The 18,457-nt window shown below is 75.9% G+C and carries 15 protein-coding genes; 9 read left to right on the top strand and 6 right to left on the bottom strand.

Annotated features, from left to right (window positions below; all coding sequences use genetic code 11):
* Positions 1-102: 102 nt before the first annotated feature.
* Genes SH587_RS15655 through SH587_RS15640 form a run of 4 tightly spaced genes read left to right on the top strand, consistent with a single transcriptional unit; the run spans position 103 to position 4,995 of the window.
* Positions 103-1,533, top strand: coding sequence for a cytochrome P450 (locus SH587_RS15655; RefSeq protein ID WP_320671570.1), 1,431 nt, complete (start codon positions 103-105; stop codon positions 1,531-1,533).
* Positions 1,530-2,369, top strand: coding sequence for an SDR family NAD(P)-dependent oxidoreductase (locus SH587_RS15650; protein ID WP_320671569.1), 840 nt, complete (start codon positions 1,530-1,532; stop codon positions 2,367-2,369). Before SH587_RS15655 ends, SH587_RS15650 begins: the two co-directional genes overlap by 4 nt.
* Entirely contained in the window at positions 2,366-3,481 is a 1,116-nt protein-coding gene (locus SH587_RS15645) for an alpha/beta hydrolase family protein (protein WP_320671568.1), read from the top strand. Before SH587_RS15650 ends, SH587_RS15645 begins: the two co-directional genes overlap by 4 nt.
* Positions 3,478-4,995 carry a flavin-containing monooxygenase gene (locus SH587_RS15640; protein WP_320671567.1) on the top strand — a complete coding sequence of 506 codons (1,518 nt, stop codon included), beginning with the start codon at positions 3,478-3,480 and terminating at the stop codon, positions 4,993-4,995. The genes SH587_RS15645 and SH587_RS15640 overlap by 4 nt, the downstream gene beginning before the upstream one ends.
* Before the next feature lie 48 nt (positions 4,996-5,043).
* Here the strand turns inward: SH587_RS15640 and SH587_RS15635 are convergent, their stop codons facing one another.
* Positions 5,044-6,066 carry an Ig-like domain-containing protein gene (locus tag SH587_RS15635; RefSeq protein WP_320671566.1) on the bottom strand — a complete coding sequence of 341 codons (1,023 nt, stop codon included), beginning with the start codon at positions 6,064-6,066 and terminating at the stop codon, positions 5,044-5,046.
* 414 nt (positions 6,067-6,480) lie between these two features.
* On the opposite strand from SH587_RS15635, the gene SH587_RS15630 reads away from it, so the two are divergent.
* Complete coding sequence (locus tag SH587_RS15630; protein ID WP_320671565.1) at positions 6,481-8,745, top strand: PucR family transcriptional regulator; 2,265 nt, start codon at positions 6,481-6,483, stop codon at positions 8,743-8,745.
* Between the two features lie 6 nt (positions 8,746-8,751).
* Here the strand turns inward: SH587_RS15630 and aspS are convergent, their stop codons facing one another.
* From aspS to SH587_RS15610, 4 genes are read right to left on the bottom strand one after another with little or no spacing between them, the layout of a single operon-like run.
* On the bottom strand, positions 8,752-10,710 hold the full coding sequence (gene aspS, locus SH587_RS15625; protein ID WP_320671564.1) for an aspartate--tRNA ligase: 1,959 nt from the start codon (positions 10,708-10,710) through the stop codon (positions 8,752-8,754).
* A 45-nt stretch (positions 10,711-10,755) separates the two neighbouring features.
* Positions 10,756-12,024, bottom strand: a complete 1,269-nt coding sequence (gene hisS / locus SH587_RS15620; protein ID WP_320671563.1) for a histidine--tRNA ligase — start codon at positions 12,022-12,024, stop codon at positions 10,756-10,758.
* Positions 12,021-12,665 (bottom strand): MBL fold metallo-hydrolase, encoded by a 645-nt coding sequence (locus SH587_RS15615; RefSeq protein WP_320671562.1) that lies wholly within the window; start codon positions 12,663-12,665, stop codon positions 12,021-12,023. Before SH587_RS15615 ends, hisS begins: the two co-directional genes overlap by 4 nt.
* A 38-nt stretch (positions 12,666-12,703) precedes the next feature.
* Positions 12,704-13,069, bottom strand: coding sequence for a hypothetical protein (locus SH587_RS15610; RefSeq protein ID WP_320671561.1), 366 nt, complete (start codon positions 13,067-13,069; stop codon positions 12,704-12,706).
* A 90-nt stretch (positions 13,070-13,159) separates the two neighbouring features.
* On the opposite strand from SH587_RS15610, the gene SH587_RS15605 reads away from it, so the two are divergent.
* Positions 13,160-14,284 carry an asparaginase gene (locus tag SH587_RS15605; RefSeq protein WP_320671560.1) on the top strand — a complete coding sequence of 375 codons (1,125 nt, stop codon included), beginning with the start codon at positions 13,160-13,162 and terminating at the stop codon, positions 14,282-14,284.
* Positions 14,281-15,111, top strand: coding sequence for an alpha/beta fold hydrolase (locus SH587_RS15600; protein WP_320671559.1), 831 nt, complete (start codon positions 14,281-14,283; stop codon positions 15,109-15,111). The genes SH587_RS15605 and SH587_RS15600 overlap by 4 nt, the downstream gene beginning before the upstream one ends.
* Positions 15,112-15,122: 11 nt before the next feature.
* Here SH587_RS15600 and SH587_RS15595 read toward each other — a convergent pair whose 3' ends face one another.
* Positions 15,123-16,058: a hypothetical protein gene (locus SH587_RS15595; protein ID WP_320671558.1), complete on the bottom strand. Its 936-nt coding sequence runs from the start codon at positions 16,056-16,058 to the stop codon at positions 15,123-15,125.
* A 171-nt stretch (positions 16,059-16,229) separates the two neighbouring features.
* Between SH587_RS15595 and SH587_RS15590 the strand changes: the two genes are divergently transcribed.
* Both SH587_RS15590 and SH587_RS15585 read left to right on the top strand, forming a co-directional pair.
* Positions 16,230-16,733 (top strand): PH domain-containing protein, encoded by a 504-nt coding sequence (locus tag SH587_RS15590; protein ID WP_320671557.1) that lies wholly within the window; start codon positions 16,230-16,232, stop codon positions 16,731-16,733.
* A complete protein-coding gene (locus tag SH587_RS15585) occupies positions 16,723-18,228 on the top strand; it encodes a PH domain-containing protein (RefSeq protein ID WP_320671556.1) in 1,506 nt (501 codons plus the stop codon). The genes SH587_RS15590 and SH587_RS15585 overlap by 11 nt, the downstream gene beginning before the upstream one ends.
* Positions 18,229-18,457 lie beyond the last annotated feature (229 nt).

The following is an 18,457-nucleotide window of genomic DNA, read 5'->3' as shown; positions in this document are numbered from 1 at the left end:
CGATGAAATCCGACGTTCGGAGGGACCGGTGACCGACCAGGATCCGGCCGCCGTGGAGCCTCGCTCCCGGCCCGGCCACCAGCGCACCCGCGAGGCCCGGGCATGACCGCCACCGCCACCACCCTCCGCACGCCGCGGATGAGCGGCGCCCGGGTGATCGGCGACGTGGTCCGACACGGGCTCGGCGTCGACAGCCCGATCGTCCGCGGCATCCCCGGCGAGGACATCGCCTGCTTCCGCTTCAACCGCCGCACGGTCTACGTCCTCAAGCACCCTGACCACGTCGACCACGTGCTCCACGGCGGCGTCGACCGGTACCACAAGTCGGTCGAGTACGAGATGCTCCGCGCCGCCGTCGGGCTCAGCCTCTTCACCGACGAGGAGGAGTCCTGGCGCCAGCACCGGATGATGATCAACCCGGTCCTCGCCAAGCGCCACCTGCAGGACCTCTTCGACCTGATGGTCGACCCGATCGAGCGGTTCGTGGCCCGCTACGAGGCCGACCCGTCTCCGCGTCAGCCGATCGAGATGACCCACGCGATGACCGAGCTGACCCTCGACGTCGTCGGCTCGGCGCTCTTCGGCCGCGGGATGGCCGACCTCGCCCGCCGGATCGGCTCCCGCGTCACCCTCGGCCTGCGCGGCTCCGAGCGCGCCGCGCGGGTGATCCTCGCCACCAACCCGCCGGTCCCGCTGGTGCGGCTGGCGGTGGCGATCATCCAGCGCGTCTCCTTCCTGCCGCCCCCGATCAACCAGCTGCACGACGTCCTGACCACGATCGACCGGACCGTCTGGGGCGTGATCGAGGAACGCCGCCGGACCCCCGGCCGCGACGACGACCTGCTCGGCCTGCTGCTCTCGATCCGCGACGAGGACGGCCGCCCGCTGCCGCTGCGGCGGGTCCGCGACGAGGCCTGCACCTTCATGCTCGCCGGCCACGAGACGACCGCCAACGCGCTCGCCTGGATGTGGCACCTGCTGGCCATCAACCAGGAGGCCCGGGCGCGGATGCTGGCCGAGGTCGACGAGGTGCTGGGCGACCGCCGCCCGACCTTCGAGGACGTCCGCCGGCTGCCCTGGACCACCGCCTGCGCGATGGAGGCGATGCGGCTCTTCTCCCCCGCCTGGATCGTCCCCCGGGTCTGCGTCGCCGACGACGAGATCGGCGGCCACCGGATCCCCAAGGGCTCGGTGGTGATCATCCCCGTCAACGAGCTCCACCACGACGAGCGCTTCTGGCCCGACCCGGAGGTCTTCGACCCGACCCGCTTCCTGCCCGGCCACGGCCGCGATCGCCACCGCTGCGCCTACCTGCCCTTCGGCGGCGGCCGCCGGGTCTGCGCCGGCCAGAGCTTCGCCCTGATCGAGATGGCCCTGATCACCGCGATGATGAGCCGCAGCTTCACCTACGAGCTGCTGCCCGGCCACCCGATCGCCCGCGAGGCGACGATGACGATCCGGCCCCGCTACGGGATGCCGATGGTCGCCCGCCGCCGCCGGCCGGTCGCCGCGCCCGAGGCGGTGGCGGCATGAGCCGGATCGCGATCGACGGCGCCCACGTCGTCGTCACCGGCGCCGGCAGCGGGATCGGCCGCGCGACCGCGCTGCGGTTCGCCGCCCGCGGCGCGACCGTCGCCTGCGTCGACATCGACGGCGACGCCGCCGACCGGACCGCGGTCGCCTGCCGCGAGGCCGGCCCGAGAGCGAGCGCCTGGACCTGCGACGTCGCCGACGCGGCCGCCGTCGAGCGGCTGGCCGCCGCGATCGAGGCCGAGGCCCCGGTCGACGTCGTGGTCAACAACGCCGGGGTCGGGATCGCCGGCCCCTTCCTGGAGTCGACGAGCGAGGACTGGGACTGGCTGATGGGGATCAACCTCGACGGCGTGGCCGCTGGATCGCGGGCCTTCGGCGCCCGGATGGTGGCCCGCCGCCGCGGCCACGTGGTCAACGTCGCCTCCGGCGCGGCCTACGTGATGCACCGCGACATGGCCGCCTACTGCGCGTCGAAGGCGGCGGTGGTCGCCCTCTCGCGCTGCCTGCGGGCCGACTGGGCCGGCGCCGGGGTCGGCGTCAGCGCGATCTGCCCCGGCGTGATCGACACCCCGATCGCCCGCCGTACGCGGATGGTCGGGCCGGTCGCCGATCGCCAGCAGCGGATCGCCGACGCCTTCCGCCACGGCCACTCCCCCGACCTGGTCGCCCGCGCGATCGTGCGGGCGGTCGAGCGCAACCAGGAGCTGGTGCCGGTCGGGATCGAGTCGGCGCTCGCCTACCGGCTGCTGCCGGTGGTGCCGGGACCGCTCCAGCAGCTCGCCCGCCGGGCCCCGCTGGCGCGGGCGTTCGCCGGCTTCGGCGGAGGCCGCTCGTGAGCGCCGCCGCCCTCCCGAAGCCCGGCGACCTGCCGCTGACCACCCAGCTGGCCTACCGCGCGACCGTCGCCAGCGACTACGCGCTGCGGGCCGGGCTCGCGAGCGTGGTGGCCGGGGCGGTGCTGCCCTCGGCCGTCACCCGCGAGGGTCGCCACGAGCACGAGCGGCTGGCCTTCTACGCCGAGCTGGCCGCCGCCGGCGACCCGGCCCAGGTCTTCCTGCCGCCGGAACGGGTCGACGTCGTCGCGACCGCCGGCCGCGGTCCCGGGGTGCCCGGCGGCCGGGTCGAGCTGCTGCGCTTCGCCAGCCCCTACGTGGCCCGCAACCCGGCGCTGCGCCGCGACTACGCCCGCCACGTCAACAACGGCACCGCCCGCGCCCAGCACTGGCGCCACGAGGACGGGCCGCGGCCGACGCTGTGCGTGATCCACGGCTTCGGGGCCTCGCCGGCGTGGTTCAACAGCGCCTTCCTCTCGCTCCCGCGGTTCTTCGCCGAGGGCTGGGACGTGGCGCTCTACACGCTTCCCTTCCACGGCTCCCGCCGCGGCCGCTGGGCGCCGGTCAACGGGGTCGAGCTGTTCGCCCACGGGATGGCCCACTTCAGCGAGGCGATCCTGCACGCGATCCACGACTTCCGGGCCCTGCTCGACCACCTGCAGGCCCAGGGCGCGCCGCGGATCGGGGTCACCGGGCTCTCGCTCGGCGGCTACACCAGCGCGCTGGCGGCGGCGGTCGACCCGCGGCTCGACTTCGCGATCCCGAACGCGGCGGTCACCTGCCTGCCGCCGCTGATCGACCGCTGGTTCCCGGCCAACGTGGCCAGCACCGCGGCACGGCGGCTGGCCGGGATCCCCCGCGACCTGCTGGAGGCCGCGCTGCTCGTCCACAGCCCGCTGCACTACCCGCCGGCGATCGCGCGCGAGCGGCTGATGATCGTCGCCGGGCTCGGCGACCGGCTGGCCCCGCCGTCGCAGAGCGTGCTGCTGTGGGAGCACTGGCAGCGGCCCGAGCTGCACTGGTTCCCGGGCAGCCACGTGCTGCACCTGGGCCGCGGCCGCTACCTGGACGCGATGCGACGCCTGATCGAGACCCCGAGCGAGGAGCAGCGATGAGCGACCAGCCGGACCACGAGGTGGTCGTGATCGGGGCCGGGTTCTCCGGCATCGGCGCGGCGATCAAGCTCGACGAGGCGGGGATCGCCGACTACGTCCTGCTCGAGGAGGGCGACGGCGTCGGCGGCACCTGGCACTGGAACACCTACCCGGGGATCGGCGTCGACATCCCCTCGTTCAGCTACCAGTTCTCGTTCGAGCAGCGGGCCGACTGGTCGCGCGTCTACGCCCCCGGCCGCGAGCTGAAGGCCTACGCCGAGCACTGCGTCGACGCCTACGCGCTGCGCAGCCGGATCCGCTTCGGGACCAAGGTCGTCGGCGCGAGCTTCGACGAGCAGGCCCACCGGTGGCGGCTGGAGATCGCCGGCGGCCCGCCGCTCACCGCCCGGTTCGTGATCGGGGCGACCGGGGTCCTGACGCAGCCGAAGCGGCCCGAGATCGCCGGGGTCGACGACTTCGCCGGCGACGTGATGCACACCGCCCGCTGGGACCACGACGTCTCGCTGGCCGGGCGGCGGGTGGCGATCATCGGCACCGGCGCCTCGGCCGTCCAGGTGATCCCGGCGATCGCGCCCGAGGTCGAGCACTTGACCGTCCTCCAGCGGACCCCGATCTGGTGCCTGCCGCGGCCGGACGGGGCGCTGCCGTGGCCGGTCCGGACGGCGCTCTCGCGGCTGCCGGGCGCGAAGCTGGCGACCCGCGTGGCCAGCCAGGCGTTCGTCGAGGCGACCTTCCCGCTGCCGGCCCACTTCCACGGCGTGGTGCCGGTCGCCCGCAGCGCCGAGCGGCTCGGCCGCGCGCACCTGCGGCGGCAGGTGAGGGACCCGGAGGTCCGCGCCAAGCTGACCCCGGACTACGCCGTCGGCTGCAAGCGGCCGAGCTTCTCCAACAGCTACCTGGCCACCTTCAACCGGCCGAACGTGACGCTGGAGACGACCCCGATCGAGGCGATCACCGCAACCGGGATCCGCTGCGCCGACGGCACCGAGCACCCGGCCGACGTGCTGATCCTGGCCACCGGCTTCAAGGTCTTCGACCCCGGCAACATGCCGCCGTTCGCGATCGCGGGCCGCGGCGGCGTCGACCTCGAGCGGTGGTGGGACGAGCACCGCTTCCAGGCCTACGAGGGAATCAGCGTGCCCGGGTTCCCGAACCTGTTCCTGGTCCTCGGGCCCTACGGCTACAACGGCGCCAGCTACTTCACGCTGATCGAGAACCAGGTCCGCCACATCGTCCGCTGCCTGAAGCGCGCCCGCCGCGACGGGGCGACGGCGGTCGAGGTCACGCGCGAGGCGAACGACCGCTATTTCGCCTCGATGCTGGCCCGCCGCGACCGCCAGGTGTTCTTCCAGGACAGCTGCACGCGAGCCAACAGCTACTACTTCGACCGCCACGGCGACGTGCCGTTCCGCTCGTCGCTGACGCTCGAGGCGGCCTGGCGCAGCGCCCGCTTCGACCTCGACGACTACCGCTTCAGCGCGGTCCCCGAGCGGGTCGGCGCGGCCGCCGACTGAGGGCGGGCGAGGAGCGCGGCACACGCCCCTCGCCCGTCTCGGGAGCGGCTAGAGCAGCCGCAGGCCCAGGTCGGTGGCCTCGATCAGGTAGCCCTGACCGGCCGCCGGCTCCTGCGTGGCGCTGCCGTGGAAGCGGGCCGTGTAGCCCAGCGACAGCAGCGACACCAGACCGTTGACGAAGTCGCCGCAGTTGGCGACGCCGTCCGCGTCAGTCTTGGCGGTGCACGAACCACCCGCACCGGTGAACGTCACGTTCTCACCGACCACGGGCTTGCCGCCCTCGTCGGTCAGACGCGCCGCGAACGTCAGCGACACGCGCGCCAACGGCACCAGCGGCAGCAGACCCTTGCCCGGCTTCGCCGGCAGCACCGCCAGGATCGACGGGTAGATCCGCATCCCGGCCTTCGACTTGCGGACGGTGTAGTTCACCGTCTTCTCCGTCACGCTGCCGTCGCTGTCGGTCGCGGTGACCTTGAACGAGTGCGCCCCGGGAGTGGTGGTGTCGATCGGCTGGCCGTTCGGCACGTCGCCCTCGCAGGAGGCGATCGTCGCCCCGTCCTGGCCCTCGCAGCTGTACGCCGCCGGCACGTCCTGCCCGGCGAAGTACTCGGCCCCGTCGGCCGGACCGCTGATGTCGACGGTCGGCGGCGTCGCCGGGATGTCGGCGACGACCTCGATGAACGCCGCGTTGCGGACCCAGTTGCAGCCGCCGACCGGGGTCAGCACCAGCGAGTCGACGCCGTTGAGCCGGAACGTCGAGACGCGGTTCTGGCTCGCGTTGGTCACGCGCGAGACGGTGCGCGTGGCCGGATCCCACTGGTGGAGCGGATCGATCGTCTCGGCCTCGACGCCCTCGGGCAGCTGCACCGACTCGCCCGGCGCGTTGAGGCCGGTGATGCCGAAGCGCAGGTCGACCGTGCGGTCGAACGTCCACGTCTGGTCACCGGTGGTGCAGGTGAACGACGCGTTCGGGCCGCCCTTGTCGACCGCCCACTCGACGCCGCCCGTGAGCGTGCCGCTGGCGGGCGTGCTCGTGATCGTGTCGAGCGGGATCGGGTAGCTCTGCGGCACGGCACCGGCAGGTGCCGCGAACAGCGCCGCCGCGGTGGCGGCGGTCGCGATCGCCGTGGCGATCCGAGCGCGTCGAGTCCTCGGACCGAGAGTCCGGACTGGCATTGGTCCCCCTTCTGTTGGTTGCGCCGACGGCCCATCACCGTCAGCAGCAGGGATTCTCGACCACGCCGGAGCGGCGTGATTCGTCGCCCGTCACGAACTTGAGCGATGCAACTTGGGACGACGAGCCACAATCCGTCCCAGGTGCCGCTGTACACCAGTCAGGGAGCCGTTCGGCGCTGCTAGCGTGACCTGCCAGGGGGGTCGAAATCGTTCCGGTCCCTCGCTCGTCCGCCGTCGGGAAGGGAGCCAGCGAACATCGTCGCCAACGCGCAGCGACCAGCCGAGGGCGCCCAGGGCCGCGCCCCGTCGGTGGCGGCGGTCTGCGACCGGGTCGACCGGACCGCGGTCGTCGACGCGATCCTGGCCCGGATCACCGTCGAGGTGCCGGCGCTCGGCGCGATCCCCCCGGACGTGCTCGACGGTCCGCTGCGCGAGACGGTCGCCCGCAGCGTCGAGCAGCTGCTCGACGCCCTCGCCCGCGAGCGCGAGTACCGCTCGGCCGAGGCCCGCGAGATCGGCGAGCGCTGCGCCGACCTGGCCGTCTGGGGCGTCCGGGTCGAGGACGTCGTCGGCTGGTTCGCCGTCGGCACCCCGGTCCTCTGGGAGGCGCTGGCCCGGACCTCCTACCCGCACGAGCTGGAGCCGCTGCTGGCCGCCTGCGGCCGGCTGCTCGGCAGCGCCGGGATGATCTACGACGTGGTCGTGGCGATGGGCGCCGGCGCGCCCGAGCCCTACGAGGAGGAGTCCGCGACCCGCTCGCTGCTGGCCTCCCCCGCGCTCGCCGCCGACCCCGAGGCCCGCGCCGCCGCCGAGCGGCTGGGGATCGACCTCGACCGGACCCGGATCCCGTTCGTCGTCCGTCCCGCCGGTGGCCGCCCGCGCGAGCACGCCGCGATCGCCCGCCGGCTGCGCGGCGCGGGCGCGATCGCGCTGACCCGCCACCGGGTCGTGGTCGGGCTCGCCGCCGCGGCGCCCGCCGCCGACGGGATCGAACCGACCACGGTCGTCGCCGTCGGCGAGCCGATCGACCTGGAGCAGCGCGAGGACGCCTGGCAGCGGCTGGCCGAGCTGGCCGCGACCGCCGCCCGGCTCGGACGCCACGGGACGCTGGCCGAGCCCGACCTGGCGATCGAGCGGATGCTGCTCGGCGCGCCGTCGATCGCCGCCACCTTCGCCCGCCCGGTCCACCGGCTCGCCGCCGCCGGCCGCGGCGACGGCGAGCTGGTGGCCGCCGCGACCGCGCTGCTCGACGCGAACCTCAACCGCCAGGCGGCCGCGACCGCGCTCGGCCTCCACCCCAGCACCCTCCGCTACCGCGCCAGCCGGATCGAGGCGATCGCCGGCGTCGACCTGACGCGGCTCCGCGACCGCTGCGTGCTGGCCGTCGGCCTGACCGCCGCCGCGCTCCGCCGCGACGGAGCCACGCCGGCCCCGAGCGCCGCCTCCCAGCCCTACCCGGCGGCGCTGGCCGCCGACATCGCCGCCCGCATCGACCGCGACGCGCTGGCCCGCGCGATCACCGACGCCTACTGCGCCGGCTACCCCAGCTTCGCCGCCCTGCCCGACGTCGAGGTCGCGCTGCTGCCCGGCGTCCGCGAGGGGATCGACGAGATCCTCGACGTCCTCTGCGACGACCGTCCCGCCGGCGAGCTGGAGTTCCGGCGCGCCGACGAGCGGGTGCTCGAGCACCTGCAGCTCGGCGTCACGCCCGAGGACACCCTGCGGGCGATCGGGACCGCCGGCGCGATGGTCTGGCAGGCCGTGCTGGCCGAGACGACCGCCTCCGAGCGCCAGGTGCTGCCGATGGTGGCGGGCCGGATGTTCCACTACGCCAGCGCCGTCACCCGCGCCGCCAAGGAGGCGCCGAACGACGATCGGCCGGTGCCCGTCACCGCCAGCCGCGAGCTGATCGACGCCCTGACCTCGCCGGTCGCCGACCCGCGGCGGGTGGCCGCCGCGACGCGCAACCTCGGGCTCGACCCGGAGGCGCGGCTGCGGCCGGTCGCCGCCCTCGCCCCGCCCGCCGCCGGTCCCGGCCAGCTGGCCGCCAGCTTCCGGACCGCCGGCTGGCCGGCCGCCGAGCGCGGCCGCGAGGTGCTGGCCGTCGTCCCCGCCGAGCTGCCGGTCGAGCAGCTGCCGCCGGCGCTGGTGACCGCCGTCGCCGACCCGGTCCGCGGCGACGCGCTGACCCGCGAGCTGGCGACCGCCCGCTCGCTGCTGCGGATCGCCCGCCACCACGACGACCGTGGGCTGGTGACGGTCGCCGACCGGCCGTTCGAGCTGCTGGTCGACGCCAACCCGGAGCTGGCGCTGGCCGTCCGCAACCGGGTCGTCGGCCGGCTCCAGGACCCAGGCGCCCGCCGCGGCCCCGACCTCACCGAGACCCTGCGGGCCTATCTCGAGGCCGACCTCGACCGCCGCGCCGCGGCCAGCGCGCTGCACCTCCACCCGAACTCGCTCGACCATCGGCTGCGGCGGATCGGCGAGCTGACCGGCCTGACCTTCACCAGCACCGCCGACCTGCTGGTGCTGACCGCCGGGGTCGTGGCCGACCAGCTCGGCCACGCCCCCTGAGCGGGCTCAGCCGGCGGGCGCCGGCTCGACCGTCGACCGCAGGCCGAGGTCGCGCAGCTGGGTCGCCGCGGCCGGGGCCGGGGCGCCGGTCAGCGGGTCGCCGCCGGAGGCGGTCTTCGGGAACGCGATCACGTCGCGCAGCGAGTCGCGGCCGGCGCAGAGCGCGGCCAGGCGGTCGATCCCGAAGGCGATCCCGCCGTGCGGCGGGGCGCCGGCCTGGAGCGCGTCGAGCAGGTGGCCGAACTGGGCCTGGGCCTCCTCGGGCGAGAAGCCGAGCAGGTCGAGGACCGCCCGCTGCTGCTCGATCCGGTTGATCCGGACCGAGCCGCCGCCGACCTCCCAGCCGTTGACGACCAGGTCGTAGGCCCGCGAGCGCAGCGCCCCGGGACCCTCCGCCCCGTCGGGGCCGTAGGGGCCCGAGCCGCGCAGGTCGTCGGCGGTCAGCTCGCCGCCGCCGGGCGCGCAGGGCTGGGTGAAGGGGTGGTGGACGGCGTCCCAGCGGTCCTCGCCGGCGTCGTGCTCGAACATCGGGAAGTCGACGATCCAGAGCACGTCGTTGCGGTCCTCGCGGAGCCCGAAGCGGTCGGCCAGCTCCAGCCGCAGTGTGCCGAGCACCGAGGCCGCGGTCGCGGCGCGGTCGGCGACGATCAGCAGCAGGTCGCCCGGCGAGGCCGAGAGCGTGGTCTTGATCGCGTCGATCTCCTCGGGCGTGAGGAACTTCGCGATCGGCGAGCGCCAGGAGCCGTCCTCCTCGACGAAGCCCCAGACGAGGCCGCCGGCCCCGCCCTTCTTGGCGATCTCGGTCAGCTCGTCGAGCTGCTTGCGGGGGACGGTGAGGGCGCCGGCGTTGAGGCCGCGGACGACGCCGCCGCCGGCCAGCGTGCCGGCGAAGACCTTGAACTCGGTCCCGCGGAGGGCGTCGGACAGCTCCTGGATCTGGAGCCCGAAGCGGCGGTCGGGGCGGTCGTTGCCGTAGCGCAGCAGCGCCTCGTCGTAGCTCATCCGCTCCCACGCGGGGGCGGCCAGCTCGAGCCCTCCGGCGGCGAAGGCGCGCGCCATCACCCGCTCGAAGACGGCGATCACGTCGTCCTCGTCGACGAAGCTCAGCTCGGCGTCGAGCTGGGTGAACTCGGGCTGGCGGTCGGCCCGCAGGTCCTCGTCCCGGAAGCAGCGGACGATCTGGTAGTAGCGCTCGAGGCCGGCGACCATGAACAGCTGCTTGAACAGCTGCGGCGACTGCGGCAGGGCGTAGACGCTGCCGGGCTGGAGCCGCGACGGGACCAGGAAGTCGCGCGCGCCCTCGGGCGTCGAGCGGGTCAGGTAGGGCGTCTCGACGTCGAGGAAGCCCTCCTCCTCCATCGCGTCGCGGATCGCGCGCACGATCCGGCTGCGGAGCAGCAGCGCGTCGCGGTTGCGCTCGCGGCGGAGGTCGATCACGCGCCGCTTCAGCCGCAGCAGCTCGTCGACGTCGCCGTCCTCGTCGACCGGGAACGGCGGGGTCTCGGCCTCGGCCAGCAGGTCGAGCGACGCGACCCGCAGCTCGACCTCGCCGGTCGCCATCTTCGGGTTGACGTGCTCGGCGCCGCGGCCGGTCAGCTCGCCCTCGACGGAGATCACGTGCTCGCTGCGCAGCCGCTCGGCGGCGGCGAAGACCTCGGGCCCGGACGTCTCGGGATCGAAGACCACCTGCAGCAGCCCGGTCCGGTCGCGCAGGTCGACGAAGATCAGGCCGCCGTGGTCGCGGCGGCGGTGGACCCAGCCGGCCACCCGCAGCGTCTGCCCGACCTGGTCGCTGCCGACCGTCCCGGCCCAGACCCCGCGGAAGCGGTTGGCGGCGATCGGCGCACCGGCCACGGTGTCGCGGACCAGGGCCGAGATCCGCGCGTCGAGCGCCTGGCGGCGATCACCGTCGGCGTTCGGGGGCGTCGGGGTGGTCGCGGACGGGCGCTGGTCGTGGTCGGACATCGCCCGCAACGGTATCGGCCGTCACGGGCGGTCGGTCTGCTGCCCTCAGCCGTCGATCCGGTCGACCGCCGCCGCGACGTCGGTGACCTGCTCCTCGACCCGGGTCTCGTGGTCGCGGACGCCGATCGCGCCGTCCTCGGCGACGGTCGCCACGTAGCGCGCCCGGGCCCGCTCGGCGCGCCGCCGCTGGCCCTTCATCCCGCGGCCACCGAGGTCGAGCTGGGCCGGGAGACCACGCTCGCGCAGGGCGTGGACGAGCGCGAACGCCTCGTGGCGGCGGCCCTCGGCCCAGACCACGTAGGTGGTGTCGCCGCGCGGCACCGGCGAGAAGCCCTCGCCGGCGGCCAGCAGCAGCCGCTCGACCCCGGAGCCCCAGCCGAAGGCCGGCGTGGCCGGGCCGCCGAGCTGGTCGAGCAGGCCGTCGTAGCGGCCGCCGCCGCCGACGCCCGACTGCGCGCCGAGCGCGTCCGAGGTCAGCTCGAAGACCGTGCGGCTGTAGTAGTCGAGGCCGCGGACCAGGGTCGGGTCGATCTCGTAGCCGACGCCAGCCGCGTCGAGCAGCGCCCGGACCTCAGCGAAGTGCTCGGCGTCCTCGGCGTCCAGGTGGTCGAGCAGCAGCGGCGCGCCGGTCATCACCTCGCGCGTCGACGGGTCGTCGCTGTCGAACGCCCGCAGCGGGTTGAGGTCGATCCGCTCGCGGACCTCCTGCGAGAGCCGCTGCTCGTGGGCCCGCAGGTAATCGACCAGCCGCTCGCGGTAGGCGGCGCGGGCCGCGATCGAGCCGAGCGACCCGAGCCGCAGGCGGACGCCAGCGCGGGCGGCCTCGTCCTTGCCGGCCATCGCCAGCACCCCGTCGACGATCCGCCTCAGCAGCACGATCCCCTCGGCATCGAGCGCCGGGTCCTCGCTGCCGATCGCCTCGGCTCCGAACTGCCAGAACTGCCGCTGGCGCCCGGCCTGGGCGCGCTCGTAGCGGAAGAACGGCGCCCAGTACCAGAGCCGCACCGGCTGCGGCAGCTTGTGCATGCCGTGCTCCAGGTACGCGCGGGCGACGCCGGCGGTGCCCTCGGGGCGCAGGGTCAGGCTGCGGCCGCCGCGGTCGTCGAAGGTGTAGGTCTCCTTCTGGACGATGTCGGTCGAGTCGCCGACGCCGCGGTGGAACAGCTCGGTCGGCTCGAAGATCGGCGTCTCGATCCGCCGGTAGCCGGCCGCCTCCAGCTCCAGGCGGACGATGCCCTCGATCGCGTGCCGGCGGTCGGCCTCGTCCGGCAGGACGTCGTGGGTCCCGCGCGATGCGCGCAGCGACTCGCTCACGCCGGCTTCGGCAGGTCGAGCAGGAACGGGTTCGTCTGGCGCTCGCGCCCGAGCGTCGTCGGGCCCATGTGGCCCGGGAAGACCGTGGTGGCGTCGTCGAACCGCTCCAGCAGCGTGGCGATCGAGGCCAGCAGCGTGGCGTGGTCCGCCCCCGGCAGGTCGGTGCGGCCGATCGAGCCCTGGAAGAGCACGTCGCCCGAGAACAGCGCCCCCTCCTCGGGCAGCGCGTAGGTGACGTGGTCGGGGCTGTGGCCCGGGGTCGAGACGACCTGGAAGTCGAACCCGGCCAGCGAGACGACGTCGCCGCCCTTGACCAGGTGCTCGGGGTCGTAGCCGCGGAAGGGCCCGAAGCCCTCCCAGCGCATCACGGCGTTCGGGTCGCGCAGGATCTCGACCTCGCCGGCCGGGCACCAGACCTCGGCCCCGGTCGCGTCGTGGAGGTCGGCGACCGCCCCGATGTGGTCGAAGTGGGTGTGGGTGACGAGGATCCCGGCCAGCGTCACGCCCAGCTCCTCGAAGGCGGCGAGCAGCTTCGGGGCCTCGTCGCCGGGGTCGACGATCACCGCCTCGGCGGCGCCGGGACGGCGGACGAGGAAGGCGTTCTCCTGGATCATTCCCAGGGTGAACATGCGGACGTCCATGGCGGGGCTCCGTTCGGGGGATCAGCCGCGGGGCGGCGTCACTTCTTGGCGCGGACCTGCTGGCCGAGCTTCGCCATCCGGCGCCGGTAGAAGAAGCGGTCGGTGTAGTAGCCGAACGGCGTGTAGAGGCCGAGCAGGACGACGCCGGTGACGGCGACGCCGGCCACGCTGCCCTTCAGCGCCAGCATCACGACCACGAAGATCGCGGCCGCCACCAGCGCCCGGATGAAGGCCGAGCGCCAGGTCGGCTCGCGCAGGCGCGGGTCGACCCGCTTGCCGTCGCGCGGGCCCTTGCCGTTGCGGGACGGCGGGCCGCCGCTGCGGCCACCGGTGCCGCCGCGCGTCTCGATCATCCCGGCGGCATTGCCGCGGTGCTTGGTCTTGCGCTTCGTCGTCCGGGCCATCCGCGTCAGCAAGGGTAGCGACGGGCGTCGCCGCGGGCCGTGCAGCGCCGCTCCCGCGGGTCTCGCGGACGACCCCGTACGCTGGACCGGATGGCTCGCAACCGCCTCGGCCTCGTCCTCACCGGGGGGACGATCGGGTCGACCAGCTCCGACGACGCCGAGGTCGTCCGGCTGGTGCGCGGGCAGGGCGCCGGCGGCATGCCGGGCTGGCTGGCGGGCCCGCTGGCCGCCTTCGGTCCCCACCAGCTGACGCTGCGACGGCCGATCGAGCTGCACTCCGAGGAGGCCCGCCCCGCCGACTGGGAGGCGATCGCCACCGCCTGCCGGCGGCTGGCCGAGCGCGGCGCCGAGGCGATTTGCGTCCTCCACGGCTCCGACACGATGGGCTACACCGCCGCGGCGCTCTCGTTCGCGCTCGCCGACCTGGCGGTGCCGGTGGTCCTGACGGGCTCGAACCTGCCGCCCGACCACCCCGAGAGCGACGCCCGCAACAACGTCCGCCAGGCGATCACCGCCCTCCGCACGCTACCGGCCGGCGTCTACCTGATCTTCGCGGGGACCGCCGACGGCGACGCGCTGGTCCACCTGGGGACCCGCGTCCGCAAGCACCGGGCCTCGGGCGAGGCGTTCGTCTCGCCCAACGGCGGCCCGGTCGCGCGGGTCGTCGACGGGCGGCTGCGGCGGCTGGCGCCCTGGCCGCTGCCGGCCCCGCCGCCGAACGCGCCGACGGTGGCCCGCTTCGACCCACGGGTGCTGGAGCTGCGGGTCCATCCGGGGATGCCGTTCGCGGCCCTCGAGCAGGCGGTGGTGGCGGGCGACCTGCGCGGGATCGCGGTCGAGCTCTACCCCTGCGCGACCGGCCCGACCGGCTCCGACGACGCCTCGCTGGAGCGGTTCGCGCGCTTCGTCGGCGGCCGCGGCGGCGTGGTCGTCGCGACGGTCGCCGCGGCCCCCGACGTGGCCGGCTCGTACTACCCATCGCTGCCGACCCTGACCGAGGCCGGCATCAGCTTCCTGCCCGGCGTGCTGACGGCGACGGCGACGGTCAAGCTGATGTGGGCCCTGGCGACCGCCGACGGCGACCCGGCCCGGGTCCGGCAGCTGCTGCGGCGCCCGATCGCCGGCGAGGCCGCGCCGCTCGGCCGGCGACCGGCGAGCACCGCGACCACGCTCGCGGCCGGTCCCGCGGCGGCCCTCGGCCGGAGCCGCCGGTGAGCGCGCCGCTGCACGCCGTCGCGCTGGCGGCGACCGGCCGCTGGGCGGGCTCCGGGGCGGCGCCGACGGTGGTGCTGCTCCACCCCGGTCCGGCCCTCGACGGCTCGGTCTTCCTGCCCGGCGCCGAGCGGCTGCGCGAGCGCGGGGCGGGCCTGCTGCTGCTCGACCTGCCGGGTTCGGGCCAGTCGCCCGATCCGGTCGGACCCGACGCCTGGACCCTCCGCGGCCACGCGCGGGCGATCGCCGACGCGATCGCGGCGGCCGGGATCGCCGACCCGGTGGTGCTCGGTCACTCGTTCGGCGGCTACGTCGCGGCCCAGCTGCTGGTCGACGGACTGCCCGCCCGCGGGTGGATCCTGTCCTGCACCGACGTCGACGAGCAGCCGCCGCCGGAGGCCCCGGAGGACCCGCTGGCCGGCCTGCCGCCGGCCGTGGCCGCGCGCTTCACCGCCGCCGAGGAGCGCGAGGCGACCGTCGCCGACGGTCCCGGCTGCCGGGCGATCTGGGAGGACGAGCTGCCGGTCCTCTGCCACGACGTCGCCGCCGGTCTGCGGATGCTCGAGCGGGTGGCGTGGCGTCCCGCGCCCTTCCACGACCGCGACTGGGGCGAGCTCGACGCGCTCGGCGCCCTGGCCGCGACCGCCGCGCCGGTGCTGGCGATCGGCGGCGAGCACGACCGGGTGACGCCGCCGGCCTGCGCCCGCCGGATCGCGGCCACCGCCCCACGGGGGACGCTGGCGCTGCTCGACAGCGGGCACTTCCCCTTCGTCGAGGCCGCGGCCGCGTACTGGGACGCGGTCGCCGGCTGGCTCGAACGGCTGGGCTGAGCGGGCGCCGCTCAGGAGGAGGCGGCCAGCGCCTCCTCCAGCGTCCGCCGGCCGCGGACGGGGAGGTCGTCGGGGAAGCTGGCGAAGGCGGCGGCCGGCGGCACCCCGACCAGCTCGCAGCCGGCCACCGGCGCGTGGCGGGCGACGGCGGCGACCAGCGCCGCGAGCGGCACCGCCCGGTGGTCCTCGACGTTGCAGGAGACCTGGGCCACGGGCGCGTCGGTTGCCCCCGCCAGCCCGTCCGGTCGCGCCAGCTCGAGCCCGATCGCGCGGACCCCGGGCAGCCCCTCGGGACCGCCGTCGCGGACCAGCGCGGCGATCCGGCGGGCGTCGTCGAGACCGGCCGGCGGCGCCAGCTCCAGGTTGAAGGCGATCAGCGGCGGCCGCGCGGCGACCAGCACCGCTCCGGCGGTCGGGTGGGCCCGCTGGGGACCGAAGTCGGCCCGCAGCTCACCCGCGGCCAGCCGCCGCGCGAGCGCCGCCGGCCCGCCCCGCCGCAGCTCGGCCCGGGTCCGGCCGCCGCCGAGCAGGCCGTAGAGCAGCACCGGCAGCCCCAGCTCGCCAAGCCGGGCCGCCAGCGCCAGCGCCTCGACGATCGCCGCCCCCCGCCGCGCCTCGTCGAGGAAGACGATCGGCGCCACGTCGATCGCGCCGACGTGCGGATGCAGCCCGCGCGGCGTGCGCAGGTCGATCCGCTCGATCGCCGCCTCCGCCCCCGCCGCGACCGCGGCCGCCAGCGAGCCCGGGGTGCCGGCCAGGCTGTGGACGGCCCGATGGTGGTCGGGGTCGAGGTGGACGTCGAGCAGCCGCGCCCCGCCGGCCGCGTAGGCCCGGCCGATCGCCGCGACCAGGGCCCGGTCGCGGCCCTCGCTGACGTTCGGGACGGCCAGCAGCAGCCGCGGGTCGTCGGCGGTCGTCGGGATCGGGCGCGCGGTCGGCGACGGCATCGGGGGGCCACGCTAGCCGAGGCGGTTGGCTGGCGGCGGTGGCACGCGGCCGCCGCGTCCGGAGCGGCCTCCCCTCCCGACGTCCGTTGACGACCGTTTCCGTCGGGGCAACGATCGCCAACCGCCCCCGGCCGGGGCCGGCCGTCCGACGCCGGCCCGTAGGCTGGCGCCATGGACGAGCGCTCCCCCGGCTCCGCTCCGCCGCTGCCCGGCGACCTCGACCGTCACCGGCTCTCGGACCGCGCGGTCGCCTACTGGCGGATCGGGGCGGCGCTGACCGCGATCCCGCTGGCGCTGGCCGCGACCGTCGCCGTCGTGGCGCTCGATCCGGGCGGTGCCCCGACCGCGCTGGTCGCGGTCGTCGCCTGGGCGGCGGCGGTGGCGGCGATCGTCGTCCTGCCCCCGCTGCGGCGGCGCCGCTGGTGGTACGCGATCGGCGCCGAGGAGGTCGACCTGCACCACGGCCTGGTGGTGGTCACGCGGACGGTCGTCCCGATGGTCCGGGTCCAGCACGTCGACCTCCACCGGGGGCCGCTCAGCGGCCGCATGCGGCTGGCCGAGATCGAGCTGCACACGGCCGCCGGGTCGGTGACGATCCCGGCCCTCGACCGCGACGAGGCCGAGCGGATCCGCCGCCAGGTGGCGACGCTCGCGCGGATCCCCGATGACCTCTGAGGACGAGGCCCCGGCGGCCGTCCCGGAGCCGGTCGACGAGCGCCGCTTGCACCCGGCCTACCTGCTGATCGGCGGCGTCCGGATCGCCAAGAACCTGGTCCCGGCGGCGATCGGCCTGGTCGTCGGCCTGCGCGAGACGGGGCTGCTGGCCCTGGTCGCCCTGGCGCTGCTGGCGATCGCGATGGCCGTCGTCGAGTGGCGGGTCACCCGCTACGCGGTCGTCGACGGCACGCTGCGGCTGCGGAGTGGGCTGCTGCAGCGCTCCGAGCGGGTGGTGCCGGCCTCGCGGGTCTCGGCGCTCGACACCAGCCGCGGGCTGATCCAGCGGCTGTTCGGCTTGGTCTCGGTCGAGGTCCAGACGGCGGGCGGCGGCAAGCGGGCCGAGATCCGGCTCGACGCGGTCAGCTTCGAGGAGGCCGAGCGGCTGCGGGCGGCGCTCGGGCACGCGACCGTCGCCGGCCCGTTGGCGCCGCTGGTGCCGGGGGCGGCGGGACCGGCGAGCCCGGCCGGGACGCCGGGCTCGCGGGAGGCCGTCGCTCCGGCCCCCGTCCCGGCCCCGGTCGTCTACGCGATCAGTGCCCGCGAGCTGCTGATCGCGGCGCTGACCGGCCCGCAGCTGGGGATCGTGGTCGTCGCGGTCGGCTCGCTCGCCTCGCAGGCCCGCGACCTGCTGCCCGAGCACCTGACCGACGAGGCCGGCGACGCGCTCAGCCGCTCCGGGGCCGGCACGATCGCGCTGCTGGTCGCCGCGGCGCTGCTGGTAGCGGCGGTCGTCTCGGTGCTCGGGACGGTGCTGGCGTTCGCCGAGTTCACGGTCACCCGCGACGGCTCGCGGCTGCGGGTCCGGCGCGGGCTGCTGACCGAGCGGACGGGAACGGTGCCGCTCGATCGCGTCCAGGGGGTGCGGGTGGTCGAGGGGCTGCTGCGGCGCCCGCTCGGCTACGCGACGATCCAGGTCGAGGTCGCCGGCTACAGCGGCGAGGACGAGCTGACCCGAACGCTGGTGCCGCTGGTCCGGCGCGACGCGGTGCCCGAGCTGCTCGACCGGCTGGTGCCCGGGCTGCGGTGGCCGGAGGCGCTGGAGCGGCCGCCGGCGCGGGCCCGACGGCGATACCTGCTGCCGCCGCTGGCCCTCGCGCTGGTGCCGGCGGCGGCCGCGGTCGTCTGGCTGCCGGGCGGCTGGGCGCTGGCGGCGGCGGTGCCGCCGGTCGTTGCGCTGCTGTGGGGCCAGGCGCGCTGGCGGGCGGCGGGCTGGCAGCTGACGGCGGAGACCCTGGCCCTGCGCCACCGCTTGGTGGCCCGGACGACGCTGCTGGCGGTGCCGGGGCGGTTGCAGCGGACGGCGGTCCGGCGGACGCCGTTCCAGCGGCGGGCGGGGCTGGCCAGCTTCTCGACGGTGCTGGCGACGAAGCGGCGGGGTGCGGTCGCGCATCTCGACGCGGCGGTGGCGGCGGCGCTCCAGCACGCGGCCACCCGCCGCCGGCCGGTCGGCTGACCCCCAGGGGGTGCGAACAGGGGGGTCGTCCCTCACGACGCGGTGGGCGTCGACGGCCAGGGTGGATGGCGATGACGACACCGCCGCCGATCGTCCTGGTGCTCGAGCTCGACCCCGCGGTCGAGCCGCTCACCGGACGCGTGCGGACCGCGGCCGGTCGCGTCCTCCCCTTCCGGGGCTGGGCGGGGCTGGCGGCGGTCCTGGGCGCGATGACCGGCCCGGTGCCCCC

The organism is Patulibacter defluvii, from assembly GCF_034096925.1.
GTDB lineage: Bacteria > Actinomycetota > Thermoleophilia > Solirubrobacterales > Solirubrobacteraceae > Patulibacter > Patulibacter defluvii.
This window is presented reverse-complemented; position numbering and strand designations above follow the sequence as displayed.